Raw genomic sequence first — 13920 nt, 5'->3', positions numbered from 1 at the left:
GCTGTGCTCATTAGGGAAACAATTACAGTTTTTATTAACAGTTCTTTCATAATTCGAATCACCATCCTGGATTTTTTAGAAGAAAAAGTGACGGTATCAGAGTGTATATATTTATATACCCCGTTGATGTATATTTAATTAGGTTTGCAGGAAATGTTTGAGGGTATACAAAAAATGTACATCATGGATATTCCAAATGGGATTAGAAAATCTGAATAAGCGTATAAATAAATATCAAATTGTGGAGGGGATTTTAATGAAGAAGATACTATTGCCGGTCGACGGCTCGGATTTTTGCCTAAAGGCGTATGATATTGCTATAAGCTTTGCGGAAAAGTTCGGTGCAGAAATAATAGTGCTGAATGTGGCAGACATAGAACCGGGATTTACCCAGACTTTTATAACGCAAAATTTTCAGACGATGGATGAATATCTCAAGGCGAGAGCTGAAACAATAATAGAAGGAGCAAAATCCAAATTCGAAGGCAGTGACATAAAGGTTACATTCCACATAGCAACAGGCGACCCGGCTGCAGAGATAATCGACATGGCCGAAAGGGAAGAATGTGACATGATAATAATATGCACACATGGAATGAGTGGAGCAAAGAGATTCCTGATCGGTTCTGTGGCCAGCAAGGTAGTCCACCATGCGTCTATGCCCGTGTTCGTAATAAGGTGATGAGAAATATCCACTATAAAATATAAATTAATTCAAAAGCTTAATCAGCAATACAAAAGAAGGCCTTAGGGGGAACGCGGTGACAAAACAATAACAAAAATCAAAACTCTGAATAAACCTGTAGGATTTGGGAATATACTATGGCAAGCAGTGAGAATAATTAAAACATATAAAGGGGGAAGAGTGATGGCGGAAAATGTAAAAATAACAATTCAGACTGGTTTGAATGAGGTCGCAGACTATCTTAGAGAGAACGGCTATGATGTTTGTGTAATGGGTAACTGCAAAGGCGGCGCAGATATATCTATAGTGGACGTACCGGATTCGGACTGGGAAGAGATGGGCTCTGCCGAATGCAGGATTGACGGAGAAAATGAAATGCTCGTAATAAATGCTGCCAAGTATACTAAGGAAGAAATACTGAATCTAGTCAAGAACAACATGTGCAAAAAGCCAGCCAACTGGTTTGAGGGTTAAGCCTTAAATTTGAATAGAAATCGGGAATCTAAAAGGAGCGCCATGGGCGCTCCTTTTTATTTCTCCCTATCTTGGAATAAGGCCTATTTTCTTTTGCATTTTCCTGAGCATCTTGGAAGCTGTGTAGTTGGCTTTTTCAGCGCCCAGCTTGTATATCCTCTCGAGCTCAGCCTTGTCTGAGAGAAGCTGGCGTACTTTTTCCTGTATCGGAGAGAGCTCGGCTACAACAAGCTCTGCCACGTCCGACTTGAGCTGTGCATAGCCGCAGCCACTGTATCTTTCAACTATAGTCTCAGGCGAGTCTCCGCTTATGGCGCTGGCAATGTTTATAAGGTTCTTGATTCCCGGCTGCTCGTCGTTGTAAGCGATTACTCCCACGGTATCCGTTACAGCCCTTGAGATTTTCTTTCTTATGTCGTCAGGCGTATCGAGTATCATTATGAAAGAGTTCTTGTTCTCGTCGGACTTTGACATCTTCTTGAGGGGCTCCTGGAGGCTCATTATCTTTGCACCCTCTTTTGGTATGTACCCTTCAGGTATCTTGAACGTAGGGCTGTAGGAGTTGTTGAACCTCTCGGCCAGGTCCCTTGAGAACTCAAGGTGCTGCATCTGATCCTTGCCGACAGGCACAAGGTCCGCATTGTAAAGGAGTATGTCGGCGGCCATGAGTACGGGATACGTGAAAAGGCCTACAGGAATGCTCTCGCCTGCCCTCTGGCTCTTGTCCTTGAACTGCGTCATCCTGGAGAGCTCTCCCATATAGGTGTAGCAGTTGAGCAGCCACTGAGCCTCGCTGTGCGCCGGCACGTGCGACTGTATGAACAGCGTCGTCTTCTCCGGATCAAGCCCAGAGGCCATATATATTGCAAGCACCTCGAGCGTTTTTTCTCGAAGGCTCTTTGGCTCTTGTCTTACAGTTATTGCGTGCAGGTCTACAACGCAAAAATAAGAATCATATTCATCCTGAAGCTTGACCCAGTTTTTTATGGCACCCAGATAGTTGCCGAGGGTCAGCCCGCCGGAAGGCTGTATGCCGCTAAAAATTACTTTCCTCTCTTCCATGTATATCTCCTCCAATAACTAGTCATACTAATATGATAAGTTTTTTTTTGATTATAGGCAACACAATAAATCCAAGTGCCAAATAAGCCCGATGAATCCAGGCGAAAACCCGGACAAACCCTGGCGAAAAAGGACAAAAAAATCTGTTGATTTTTCATTTTCAAATTAGTATAATTATAAAAGTGTTCGTTTAGTAGACATAAACAAAATGTTTAGTATTCTTGACTTGGATATCAATGGGAATCTGGATGGGCTCGTGCCTTGTAACGAATTGAGGCGGGTTCGGCCAGATTATTTTGATTGACACTATATAAAGAGAAAGGCGGGGAGTCCCATAAAAAAAGATCAACACAGCATGCCTCTTTTTGAGGCGCTTAAAAAATACCATGAAAAAAAAGTTACGCCATTCGATGTGCCGGGGCACAAGCATGGCAAGGGCCTCCCCGAGCTGGCCGATTTTCTGGGAGAAAAGGTCCTGCAGGTGGATGTAAACTCAATGAAGCCGCTGGATTTTCTAAATGATCCATCTGGCGTTATAAAGGAAGCTCAGGAGCTGGCAGCCCAGGCTTTTTCGGCAGATCACTGTTTTTTCCTTGTGAACGGAACCACAAGCGCGGTTCAGGCGATGATAATGAGCACCTGTAATCCTGGCGAGAAGGTCATACTTCCAAGGAACGCCCACAAGTCGGCTATAAACGGCCTAATACTCAGCGGAGCGCAGCCTGTGTATATACAGCCTCAGATAAATCCGCAGCTTGGGATTGCAATGGGAGTGACAGTTGAAAGCGTTGAACTGGCAATTGCGGAGAACCCTGACGCAAAGGCAGTGTTCATAATAAATCCGACATACTACGGCTATACGGGCAACATAAGGGAGATAGTAAAGCTTGCCCACAGGCACGGCATGGCTGTGCTTGTAGACGAGGCCCACGGGGCGCATTTTGGCTTCAGCGAGGGACTGCCTCAGGACGCAATGAGCGCGGGGGCAGACATGAGCTCTGTAAGCCTACACAAAACCGGAGGCTCGCTAACGCAAAGCTCTCTGCTGCTAATGAGAGAGGGCCTAATAGACCCGGGAAAGGTAAGATCGATTATAAACCTCACCCAGACAACAAGCGCGTCGTATCTGCTCATGAGCAGCCTTGACGTTGCCAGAAAGAGCCTAGCCACAGGCGGGAGCGAATCTCTGCAGGAGATACTCAAGGTATCCAGCTGGGCAAGGGAGAGCATAAACGCCATAGAAGGGCTGTATGCCTTCGGCAAGGAGCTGCTCGACGGCAAGGGCGTTTACAACTTTGACGAGACAAAGCTCGGAGTAAATGTAACGGGAATAGGAATGACCGGCTTTGAGGCGTACGACCTGCTCAGGGACGAATACAACATACAAGTCGAGCTTGGCGATGCGACCAACATACTCGCCATAATAAGCCTTGGAGACGCCATGGATTCGGTTTCAAAGCTCGTAGGCGCATTAAGGGACATGGCAGCGAGATTCGGCAAGGAAAAGATAAAAATAAAGACTCCTCCGCTTAAAAACCCAGAGGTTATAGTCTCGCCAAGGAATGCGTTCTACGGCATGAAAAGGACAGTAAAGCTCTCGGAGGCAAAGGGAATGATATGCGCCGAGTCGGTTATGGCCTATCCGCCGGGGATACCTATAGTTGCAATGGGCGAGAAGATAAGCGAGGAAATGATTGAATATATAGGCTTCATAAAGAGCCAGAAGACGACGCTTTCAGGCACGAAGGACCCGAATGTAGAATACATAGAGGTGCTCGGATACTAGGCAGATTGAATATTTGAATAGAAGGGAGATGCTTGAGCATGAACAAGAACATCCACACGTTTTTAGGCTTTGAAAGCCCGTACGACGAGGCTGACATAGTTGTTTACGGAAGCCCCTTTGACGGGACTACTTCATTCAGACCCGGCACAAGATTCGCGCCAGCCATAATGAGACAGGAATCATACGGACTTGAGACGTACAGCCCATACCTTGACATGGACATAATAGAGGACGCGGCAATATTCGACGGAGGCGACCTTGACCTTCCCTTTGGAAACACAGAAAGAGTCCTCGATATGATACACGAATACGCTCAAAGAGTCGTAAGCGACGAGAAGGTGCCCGTCATGATAGGCGGAGAGCACCTTGTAAGCTACCCTGCAATCAAAGCCGTATTTGAAAAATATCCGGACCTTCATATAATTCACTTCGATGCCCACACGGACCTGCGTGAGGACTACATGGGCGAGAGGCTCTCACACGCCACAGTCATAAGAAGAGTATGGGAGTTTGTAGGCGACGGCAGGATATACCAGTTCGGCATAAGATCAGGCGAAAAGGTCGAGTTCGAATGGGCCAAAGCTCACACGAGCCTTACTAAGTTCGACTGCACAGGGCTTGAAAAGGCTGTCGAGAGCCTAAAAGGCAAGCCTGTATACGTTACTATAGACCTGGACATACTGGATCCTTCGGTATTCCCCGGAACTGGCACGATAGAGCCGGGAGGAATCACCTTCAAGGAGATGATGGCTGCCATAGGCACGCTCAAGGGGCTCAACATAGTAGGAGCTGACGTGGTGGAGCTATCTCCTCACTATGACCAGAGCGGCACATCCACAGCGGTAGCCTGCAAGGTTCTAAGGGAGCTGCTGCTTGCGATAGCGTACAAATAGAATAGAATCAAACCACAGACCAGACCCTGCACAGCAATGCGGGGTTTTTCTGCATTGTTTTTCAAATGCCTGCTCGGTTATAATAAATAATTATAGGATAAAATAAAATTAGACACTCTGTGAGGGGATATATATGAATATAGGTAAAAAAATAAAGGAGCTGCGGATGGCCAAGGCCCTTACCCAGGAAGAGCTTGCCAGCAGGTGCGACCTTTCCAAGGGCTTCATTTCCCAGGTGGAGAGGGATCTGACGTCGCCTTCCATATCGACGCTTGTGGACATACTTGAGAGCCTGGGGACGAATCTGAAGGATTTTTTCAACGAATACGAGGATGAGAAGATTGTATTCACAGGGGACGACGTTTTCGAAACAGCCGACGAGGAGCTGGGCTATACGCTCGAATGGATAGTGCCCAACGCCCAGAAGAACGATATGGAGCCCATACTGCTAACGCTAGAGCCGGGCGGAAGGTACAAGGAGGAGGAGCCTCACGAAGGCGAGGAATTCGGATACGTCCTGAGCGGCAACGTTGAGGTGCACCTTGGAAGTAGAAAGCACAAGGCCAAGAAAGGAGAATGCTTCTACTACAAGGCCAAGGCAAGTCACTTCATATCTAATCCAGGAAAGGTCCAGGCCAAGGTTATATGGATAAGCACGCCGCCGTATTTTTAACCATTTGAAGGGGGATGAGCCTTTGAGCAAGATGTTCGCCAGCGACAACAATTCGGGAGTGCATCCAAGGATAATGGATGCACTTATAAGGGCAAACCAGGGACATGCGCTGTCTTACGGGGACGACGAGTACACAAATCGGGCCAAGGAGATATTCAAGGGTATATTCGGCGAGGACACAGAGGTATTCTTCGTATACAACGGCACAGGCGCAAACGTGCTGGGTATATCGGCACTAGTAAACTCCTACAACAGCGTCATATGCCCTTCAACTGCCCACATAACTGTAGACGAGTGCGGAGCGCCTGAGAATTTCTGCGGCGTAAAGCTTGAGGTTACCGACCACAGCGGCGGCAAGATTGGAATAGAGCACATAAAAGGCAAGCTCCACATGCTGGGCTTTCAGCACCATTCCCAGCCCAGGGCCGTCTCAATAACCCAGTGTACAGAGCTTGGCGAGGTGTATACTGTCGAGGAGACAAGGCGCATATGCGACTTCGCACACGAGCATGGACTGCTCGTACATATGGACGGAGCGAGGCTTGCCAACGCCGCCGCGTCGCTTGGAGCAGGCCTGTGTGAGATGACTAGGGACGCGGGTGTTGACGTGCTTTCATTCGGAGGAACCAAAAACGGAATGATGTTCGGGGAAGCCGTAGTGTTTTTCAACACCTCGCTGTGCTCGGACTTCAAGTATGTAAGAAAACAGGGCATGCAGCTGCACTCAAAGATGAGGTACATAGCGGCCCAGTTCGAGGAGCTGCTCAAGGACGATCTTTGGCTGGAGAACGCCAGAAATGCCAATGAAATGGCACGGCTCTTGGCGCAGAAGGCTTCCAAAATCGACGGAGTCAATGTGGACCACGAAGTACAGACGAATGCAGTGTTTGCAGTGCTGCCGCCCAAGGTGATAGAGGAGCTGCAGAAGAAGTACTTTTTCTTCATATGGGACGAGGAGAAAAGCGAAGTCAGATGGGTGACGTCGTTTGACACGACAAGAGAGGACGTAGAAAGCTTCGTAAGAGAGCTTGAAGCGGCCGTGAGTACATGTAACAAAACCCTTGAGTAACAATTAAAGTATAGGACTAGTATACAGAGCTGCAGACAGCTGGGCGCAATCAATGCAATCCGGCGGTCGGCAGCTTTTTTTGTCAGCTTGGCATGCACTGTATAGTATAATTGCTCTTGGATAGTTTTTGATCTGTATGGATTTCCGCTTGCGAGAGTATTTTGTTTAATTTGACTGCTTTGTCCAAAATCCGCACCTCTGTTCAAATTATTTTGATGGATATAATCTGCTAGCATTGGCTGTTGTGGGTATATAAATAGTTAGAAACAGATATATAGGAGAAATATTAGAAATGGAGATGGTCAATATTAGAATAGGATATGCCTGCATAAATCTTTCAATAGACGCGCCAACAAGCAAGGGCTGCCTCCTGAAAAACGCGACTCCGGAGAGGCTGCGGGAGCTCATAGAGACGAATCTTGCAGGGTTGCGGAAGATACTCGAATATAACAGTGAAAAAAGGATAAGGCTCTTTAGAATAAGCTCAGACTTGATACCCTTCGGATCGCATGAGGTCAACAAGCTGGAGTGGCATCGAGAGTTCGAAGAGGAACTCGGTTGTATCGCCGACATAATAAAGGGCGAGGGCATGAGGGTTTCAATGCATCCAGGGCAGTACACGGTGCTCAACTCCAACAGGGAGGAAGTGGTAAGGAGCGCCGTAAGGGAGCTTGAATACCACGCCAGAGTCCTGGACTCCATAACATCGTCTGCCGAGCATAAGATAGTGCTCCACATAGGCGGAGTATACGGGGACAAGGAGGCGGCATCAAACAGATTCATAGAGAACTACAAAAAACTGCCTGACAGCGTAAAAAGAAGGCTGGTAATAGAAAATGACGAGAAAAACTACAACGCATGCGAGGTTCTCCAGATAAGCGATGCTACGGGAGCGCCTGTCATATTCGACAACCTTCACAACTCCATAAATTCCTGCGGCGAAGCTGAAGCGACCCTTGTGAGGGAGTGCGCAAGGACATGGAAAAGCATAGACGGGCAGCCAAAGCTCCACTATTCTCAGCAGGACCGTGGAAAAAGGAGCGGAGCGCATTCGCAGACGATCGAGGCTGCCCCGTTTTTCGGATTTCTAGAGGAGCTGGGCGGCACGGACGCCGACATAATGCTCGAGGTCAAGGACAAGAACATATCGGCCGAGCGGATTATAGGGCTTCTTGGAGGCTCAAGGGGGGAACTGCAGAGGGAGTGGGCCCGTTACAAATACGCTGTCATGGAAAGATCGTATGCAGCCTACAAAGAGATAGGCGTGACAGTAGCCCAAGGGGCGACAGGAGCTGCGTATATATTCGGAATGATAAACAGGGCTCTGGAGATGGAGCTGCACGCAGGCGAGGCTGCAAATGCCGCAGAGCACGTATGGGGATACTTCAAGAAACGGGCTGGGAGTGAAGAAAAGGAAGAATTCAAAAGGCTGGTTGAGGGCTTCAGATGCGGTGAAATTGGCCTGGATTATGTTAAGAACTTCCTTTCGGAGCTTCGCGGCAAATATCCAGCGCCATACCTTGGCGACTCATACTACTTTAACAACTAAAACAAAAAGACAAGGGGACGGTTCTCGTGGCTTGTATAGGTGTTAGTGTGCTGGAATACAAGAAACATGCGGTCTTTGATGCTGCTTTTTGATTTCCAGACGGCTCATGCTCACCACGGCTCTTGAATTTTGAGAACTCGCTGCGCTCAGACACTCAAAATTCTGCGGCCATGGCATCGCATTTTGCCGGGAAATCTGCAAAAGCAGCCTCTAATCAGACCTTTCCTGTTTTCTTGTATTCAACCGTCGACAAGCTACAGATACAGTCAAAACAGCATATCGAAGTGTGAATCCAAATGAATAAGCCAATTGGAAATCACAAAACGAAATTTAAAGGGCAATTATTCATTTGGATTCACATTCAAAGTGAGACACTGTTATCATGTCCTGTATCAACTCTATGGAATCGAGGTGAGGCACATGAAGAGTTATTTTGAGGGGAAAATAAAAATCTACTTGATCGGCGCCGTGCTGCTGGCGGTGGCAGCAGCGTTTTTTTTATTATCGCGCCCTGCAAAGGTTGACTATATAGATGCAAAGGCTAAGGACTACGCCAGGACTCTGCTCAGTACAGGCAGGGTGGCGCTTGAGGAAACGGCTGAAATAAGGGCCAAGGTTTCGGGAACCCTGACGGAAATCAAAAAAAGTGAAGGTGAGCGCATATCTTCTGGAGAGGTGCTTGCAGTGCTCGACTCGAGTGAGAGACAGCTGGAGCTTGCTAAGGCGCAGTCAGATCTCGCATTGGCAAGGGCAGGCTATGAAAACCTGATAAACAGCGACTATCCTCTGGCCGCAAAGGACTACGAGAAGGCCAGCCTTGAATATTCGGCTGCATATGATGCACACGAGAGGGTCAAATCGCTATATGAGATGGGTGGTATTTCAAAGCAGGAGCTAGACAATTCCAAGAGCAGACTTGATATACTAGCAGCCGAGCTCGAAAAGGCGAGAATACGAATTGGAGCCCTGTCAGATGGCGGAAGCCTCAGGAAGGAAAAGCTTTCCCAGGTGCAAAGGAGCACATCCGACATTGCGCAGCTGAGAAGGCAAATCGAAGACTATACCCTCGCCACGCCTATTGAGGGGACAATAATAGATGCTCAGGCAGAAAACGGCGAATTCGCCCAGGCCGGCCAGCTGCTTTTCACAGTGGGCAATACGCAGAGCAATTATGTGAGCATAAGGATAGACGAGCAGGACCTAGGTCTTTTGAAAGTCGGGCAGGAGGCTGTAATATCGCCGAAGGCATATCCGGAAAAAAGGATAAACGGAAGACTTGAATACATCAGCCCGTCGGTTGAAAGCGAAACAGGCACGGTCGAAATAAGAATAAAGCCACTTGAAGAAGATGAAACCCTAATTAGGGACCTCACTGTTGATGCTGATATCAAAATCGGTGAGTACAAGGCTGTCATAGCCCTTCCAAGCGAATACGTCATATCAGATGGAGGCAGGAGCTATGCATTCGTATACAGGTCTGGCAAGGCTATAAAGACTGAAATCCAGATGAGCAAGGATTCGTCTCAAGGCGAGTTTATAGTTGAAAAAGGAATAGCCCAGGGCGACAAGGTGCTAATTCCTAAAGGTCTTCGGGATGGCCAGAGAGTAAGCCTTGGAAGGCAGGTGGACTAGACATGCTAGAGCTCAAAATAGGGATAAGATTCCTTAAAGAGGGCAGGATGCAGACTATTCTCATACTTCTTGGAATATCTGCGGGAGTCGCAGTCCAAGTGTTCCTGGGATCGCTGATAACAAGCCTCCAGGAGGACCTTATAAACAGGACTATAGGTACAAGTCCGCACATAACTATAGCAGGAGCCAAGCATGGACAGGCGTCTCTGCGCGACGGCATATCGATATCGACAAGCGGGAACATACCGTTGGAAAGAGCCAGGCTCAGGAATTATCAGCAGATAGTTGAACAGCTCGACAAGAACGACAGCCTCACAGCCGTATCACCGGTAGTTTCAGGAAGCGGATTTGTGACAAAATCAGGCGATAACACACCGGTAACAATAAGGGGCGTATCCATAGAAAGAGCCGACAGGATATACGACATAAAAAACAGAATAAGCGAAGGACGATTCGATGTGAGCGGCAGTAACGTGCTTATAGGCACATCGCTTGCAAAGGAATACGGACTCGAGGCCGGAGGCAGTGTGACAATCAGGCTTCCCTCCGGCGTGAGCTCTGACTTTATTATATCAGGCATTTTCGACCTTGAGAGCGAGGCGCTAAATGAAGGGCTTGTCTTTATGGACATAAAAAGAGCCCAAAGCCTCTTTGAATCGATAAACTATGTTTCGCAGATAGAGCTGCAAGTTAAGGACGTGTTTGCAGCTGACGCGATAGCCCTGGACATATCAGCGTCGTTGCCAGACACAAGCGTCAATAACTGGAAGGACGAGAACGCGTCGCTGCTTACTGCGCTAAGGAGCCAAAGCTCTTCGTCCTACACAATACAGGCCTTCGTAGTTGCGGCTGTGGCTCTAGGCATTTCGAGTGTGCTTGCGGTGTCGGTCGTTCAAAAATCAAAGGAGATAGGCATACTAAAGGCCATGGGCATGAGGCCAAGGAGCATAGCCCGTGTATTCCTGCTTCAGGGAGCGCTGCTTGGAACAGTGGGATCGGCGATAGGCATAGTCCTGGGCATTATTCTTATAGAGGGCTTCATATTTGGAACCTCACTTCAAAGCGGAGAGCCGACCTTTGCCATAAGAATAAGACCCTTGGCAATCACGGGGATAGCGGCAATAGCATTAGTCACAGGTACGCTGTCAGCCCTTATACCTGCAAGGCGCTCGGCGGGGCTGGAACCGATAGAGGTGATAAGGAATGGATAACAAAACACCTGTCGAAATAATGCTGAAGGCAAGTAAAATAACTAAGGTCTATGGCAAGACAATTAGAAACCAGGTGCTGTTTGACATAGACCTGGAGATAAAAAAAGGCGAGTTCATGTCTATAATAGGCCCATCCGGCTCGGGCAAGAGCACGCTCCTGAACATAATAGGGGCCCTCGACCGCCCGACGTCGGGAGAGCTCACGATAGACGGCAAGGAGACAACGCGGCTAAACGAAGTAGAGCTTTCAGACTTCAGGAACAGGAGCCTGGGCTTCATATTCCAGTTCCACTATCTCCTGCCGGCCTTTACAGCGCTTGAAAACGTGCTAATGCCCTCATGGATAATGAACAAAAGCCCTTCGCCAAAGCTTAAAGGGCGGGCAAAGGAGCTCCTTTCAATGGTAGGGCTTTCAGAAAAGATGGACAGCAAGCCCGCGGAGCTTTCGGGTGGCCAGCAGCAGAGGGTGGCAATAGCGCGCTCGCTTATAAACACTCCGCCGATAGTGCTCGCCGACGAGCCCACGGGCAACCTCGACACTGAATCCACAAGCCAGGTATACGAGCTGCTAAGAGAGATAAACAGGGAGCTGCATACGACGTTCATAGTCGTAACCCACGACAGGAGGATAGCCTCCAAATCAGACAGGATAGTCGAGATAGTGGACGGCCGAGTGCAAAAGGATTACCCGACGGATGCCATAAACGACGAGGGCTTCTGGCAGGAGGCATACCCCATATACTGCAAGTACTGCAAGAAATACGAGGAAAAGCGCAAGTAAAACAGAAGCAAAAAAGGAACCGGAGACAATCTTAAGCTATCTCCTGTTCCTTTTTTATGAGTCTGTCCGCGTATTTTTCAATGTCTATGCATATGTTGAGCTCCATAGTATCACTCCCTGTAAAAGTTTGTCCCTCATCTTTATTGTACCCAGCGTTTGTCAGAAACGACGGTTAAAAGAGGGTTAAGCAGCATTAACTTTAGGTAAACATGCTTGAACGCCGAGTTTTTTTAGGTTAATCTCGTGTTGAGGGGATATGCAGAGGCCCTTTTTACCATTTCAACACAGATTTTGTAAAAACGCTGAGATATTTAGAATGGATTGGGTATAAAAAGAGTATAGTCCTCGAGATAAATATAAATAAGCTAAACGCCAGCTCGACTTTTCAAAGATGCCATAAATAAATTGGTAATCTGATGATGATAAAGAGCTACAGGCAGCAATGGCTGTTCGAGGATATATATACAACACTAGGGGTTATGGGGCGCAGGAGGTAGTATAAATGGGGAATTCGATAATAGAGCTTATAGAGAGGCTGCAGGGTGAGAGGGAAACCGAAAATACATACGACAATATGAGGAATAAAATAGACAAACAGATAATAGAGTACACTAACCTCATAAAAGAAAAAAAGCCTGTCTAGGCTTTTTTTATTGTTCGACAGATATAGAATGCAAGGGATTGGAGGCGGTTGCTATTAAGATAATACTAGTAAGGCATGCAAAAGCCCAAGAGAGAGGAAGCGCAGAGGACGATTCAAAGAGAAATCTTGTGGAGAAGGGCTACAAACAGGCGGAAAAGGCTGCAAGGCAGCTGAAAGTCATAACAGAGCACTGCGGCAACACCTACATATGGTCAAGCCCATATGCGAGGGCATGGCAGACTGCCCTGGTGCTCGAGGAAGAGCTCAGGATTAAATATGTGCAGCAGATGGATTTTATAGCCGATGGCACGGCGCAGGACCTAATAGCTAACATAAAGGTGGCTGGGAGCACGGACTGCCTCATAATAGTTGGGCATGAGCCTTATCTTGGTGAATGGGTCAAGGCGATAACGGGAGAGAGCGTCGAGTTCAAAAAATGCCAGATAGCAGTTTTGGAATTCAGGGAGGGCTCTTACTTGGAAGGCTCATTCAAGCTGCTCGAGCGGGAGTAGAATTATATTGCAATGGACATTGGGCCATATAATGGCTATAATCGACTTGAGGCTTTTAATACGAAAGCGAGAAAGGAGAATTTAAAATGACAGACGCGGAACTAATAAAGGTGCAGGATGAGGAAGGAAACGACATAGAGCTGGAGCTTATAGAGACTATAGAACTTGACGGCAACGAGTATGTGATACTCGCGCCAGTGGGCCAGGAGGAAGACGCCTACGTTTATAAGGTGATAGACTCTCCAGATGGAAAAAAATACGTGGCTATAGAAGACGAGGATGAATTCGAAAGAGTAGTCGAAGAATACGAATCGTACTTCGACGAGGAATAAAGGAGATAGACATGGAGCCATTCAGAATTATAGTCATGGAGAAGGACCTGGAGTCCGGAATGCTCACAAACGAGATAACAAGCTACAAGATTGACAAAGGCGGAGAGCTCATAGGAGCAGTGCATGCCGAGAAAACTGCAGATGGCTATGTCATAGACATAAAGCTAACAACAGACAGAGATCTTGAGGATTGGGAGTATTCTGCGGTTTTTGACTACTACGACATTGAAGCTCTGGGCGAAGACATAGTGAGCGCGGAGGAAGATACGTCATTTTTCAATCCTGTGTGGGCGGTTAGGCTAAAAATGGACGATGATGACGAAAAGATGGAAGCCATCATACAGAGCCTCACAGAGCGCCACATGGCAGAGCTCGAGAGCGTATATGAAGAAATAAAGGACAAGAGGGAAGACTACAGGGAATTCGACGAAACCCCTCACGTGCTTGACTAATACTGTAAAACCAAAAACCATGGGGACGGTTCTCTTGTCTGAGTGTGTAAAATAAAGTGTGTATCTTCCTTAGAATTGATATAATCAAACTATCATTCAAGGAGGTACGCACTTTTTCTATGGGAATTTTAAGTAAAGACCAAATCAGACAAATGATAAAGCATTA

Annotated in this window: 15 protein-coding genes; 14 read left to right on the top strand and 1 reads right to left on the bottom strand. The window is 47.4% G+C overall.

Features of this window, described 5'->3' with window-relative positions; translation table 11 throughout:
- The first annotated feature begins 256 nt into the window (after nucleotides 1–256).
- Both GT589_RS00770 and GT589_RS00765 read left to right on the top strand, forming a co-directional pair.
- Nucleotides 257–682, top strand: coding sequence for a universal stress protein (locus GT589_RS00770; RefSeq protein ID WP_293394495.1), 426 nt, complete (start codon nucleotides 257–259; stop codon nucleotides 680–682).
- A 186-nt stretch (nucleotides 683–868) separates the two neighbouring features.
- The gene (locus GT589_RS00765; RefSeq protein WP_293394492.1) at nucleotides 869–1159 is read left to right on the top strand and encodes a YkuS family protein; all 291 of its coding nucleotides are present in this window, start codon (nucleotides 869–871) and stop codon (nucleotides 1157–1159) included.
- Between the two features lie 66 nt (nucleotides 1160–1225).
- Here GT589_RS00765 and trpS read toward each other — a convergent pair whose 3' ends face one another.
- Nucleotides 1226–2221, bottom strand: a complete 996-nt coding sequence (gene trpS / locus GT589_RS00760) for a tryptophan--tRNA ligase (RefSeq protein WP_293394489.1) — start codon at nucleotides 2219–2221, stop codon at nucleotides 1226–1228.
- Between the two features lie 355 nt (nucleotides 2222–2576).
- On the opposite strand from trpS, the gene GT589_RS00755 reads away from it, so the two are divergent.
- From GT589_RS00755 to GT589_RS00700, 12 genes are all read left to right on the top strand, one after another.
- Nucleotides 2577–4007 (top strand): aminotransferase class I/II-fold pyridoxal phosphate-dependent enzyme, encoded by a 1431-nt coding sequence (locus GT589_RS00755; protein ID WP_293394486.1) that lies wholly within the window; start codon nucleotides 2577–2579, stop codon nucleotides 4005–4007.
- 38 nt (nucleotides 4008–4045) lie between these two features.
- Nucleotides 4046–4900, top strand: a complete 855-nt coding sequence (gene speB, locus GT589_RS00750; protein ID WP_330582825.1) for an agmatinase — start codon at nucleotides 4046–4048, stop codon at nucleotides 4898–4900.
- 133 nt (nucleotides 4901–5033) lie between these two features.
- The gene (locus GT589_RS00745; RefSeq protein WP_293394480.1) at nucleotides 5034–5573 is read left to right on the top strand and encodes a helix-turn-helix domain-containing protein; all 540 of its coding nucleotides are present in this window, start codon (nucleotides 5034–5036) and stop codon (nucleotides 5571–5573) included.
- Between the two features lie 31 nt (nucleotides 5574–5604).
- Nucleotides 5605–6642 (top strand): threonine aldolase family protein, encoded by a 1038-nt coding sequence (locus tag GT589_RS00740; RefSeq protein WP_293394813.1) that lies wholly within the window; start codon nucleotides 5605–5607, stop codon nucleotides 6640–6642.
- A 292-nt stretch (nucleotides 6643–6934) separates the two neighbouring features.
- Entirely contained in the window at nucleotides 6935–8191 is a 1257-nt protein-coding gene (gene uvsE, locus GT589_RS00735) for a UV DNA damage repair endonuclease UvsE (RefSeq protein ID WP_293394477.1), read from the top strand.
- Nucleotides 8192–8611: 420 nt separating this feature from the next.
- On the top strand, nucleotides 8612–9823 hold the full coding sequence (locus GT589_RS00730) for an efflux RND transporter periplasmic adaptor subunit (RefSeq protein WP_293394474.1): 1212 nt from the start codon (nucleotides 8612–8614) through the stop codon (nucleotides 9821–9823).
- Between the two features lie 2 nt (nucleotides 9824–9825).
- On the top strand, nucleotides 9826–11034 hold the full coding sequence (locus GT589_RS00725; protein WP_293394471.1) for an ABC transporter permease: 1209 nt from the start codon (nucleotides 9826–9828) through the stop codon (nucleotides 11032–11034).
- On the top strand, nucleotides 11027–11815 hold the full coding sequence (locus GT589_RS00720) for an ABC transporter ATP-binding protein (RefSeq protein WP_293394468.1): 789 nt from the start codon (nucleotides 11027–11029) through the stop codon (nucleotides 11813–11815). Before GT589_RS00725 ends, GT589_RS00720 begins: the two co-directional genes overlap by 8 nt.
- Nucleotides 11816–12317: 502 nt before the next feature.
- Complete coding sequence (locus GT589_RS00715) at nucleotides 12318–12458, top strand: hypothetical protein (protein ID WP_293394466.1); 141 nt, start codon at nucleotides 12318–12320, stop codon at nucleotides 12456–12458.
- Between the two features lie 38 nt (nucleotides 12459–12496).
- The gene (locus GT589_RS00710) at nucleotides 12497–12970 is read left to right on the top strand and encodes a SixA phosphatase family protein (RefSeq protein WP_293394463.1); all 474 of its coding nucleotides are present in this window, start codon (nucleotides 12497–12499) and stop codon (nucleotides 12968–12970) included.
- Between the two features lie 86 nt (nucleotides 12971–13056).
- The gene (locus tag GT589_RS00705; RefSeq protein ID WP_293394461.1) at nucleotides 13057–13302 is read left to right on the top strand and encodes a DUF1292 domain-containing protein; all 246 of its coding nucleotides are present in this window, start codon (nucleotides 13057–13059) and stop codon (nucleotides 13300–13302) included.
- A gap of 11 nt (nucleotides 13303–13313) precedes the next feature.
- Complete coding sequence (locus GT589_RS00700; RefSeq protein ID WP_293394458.1) at nucleotides 13314–13754, top strand: DUF6762 family protein; 441 nt, start codon at nucleotides 13314–13316, stop codon at nucleotides 13752–13754.
- The last annotated feature ends 166 nt before the right edge of the window (nucleotides 13755–13920 follow it).

It is taken from the genome of Peptoclostridium sp. (genome assembly GCF_009881055.1).
In the GTDB taxonomy this organism is placed as follows: domain Bacteria; phylum Bacillota; class Clostridia; order Peptostreptococcales; family Peptostreptococcaceae; genus Peptoclostridium_A.
Note: the sequence above shows the minus strand (reverse complement) of the source record. Positions and strands in the feature narration are given on the sequence as shown.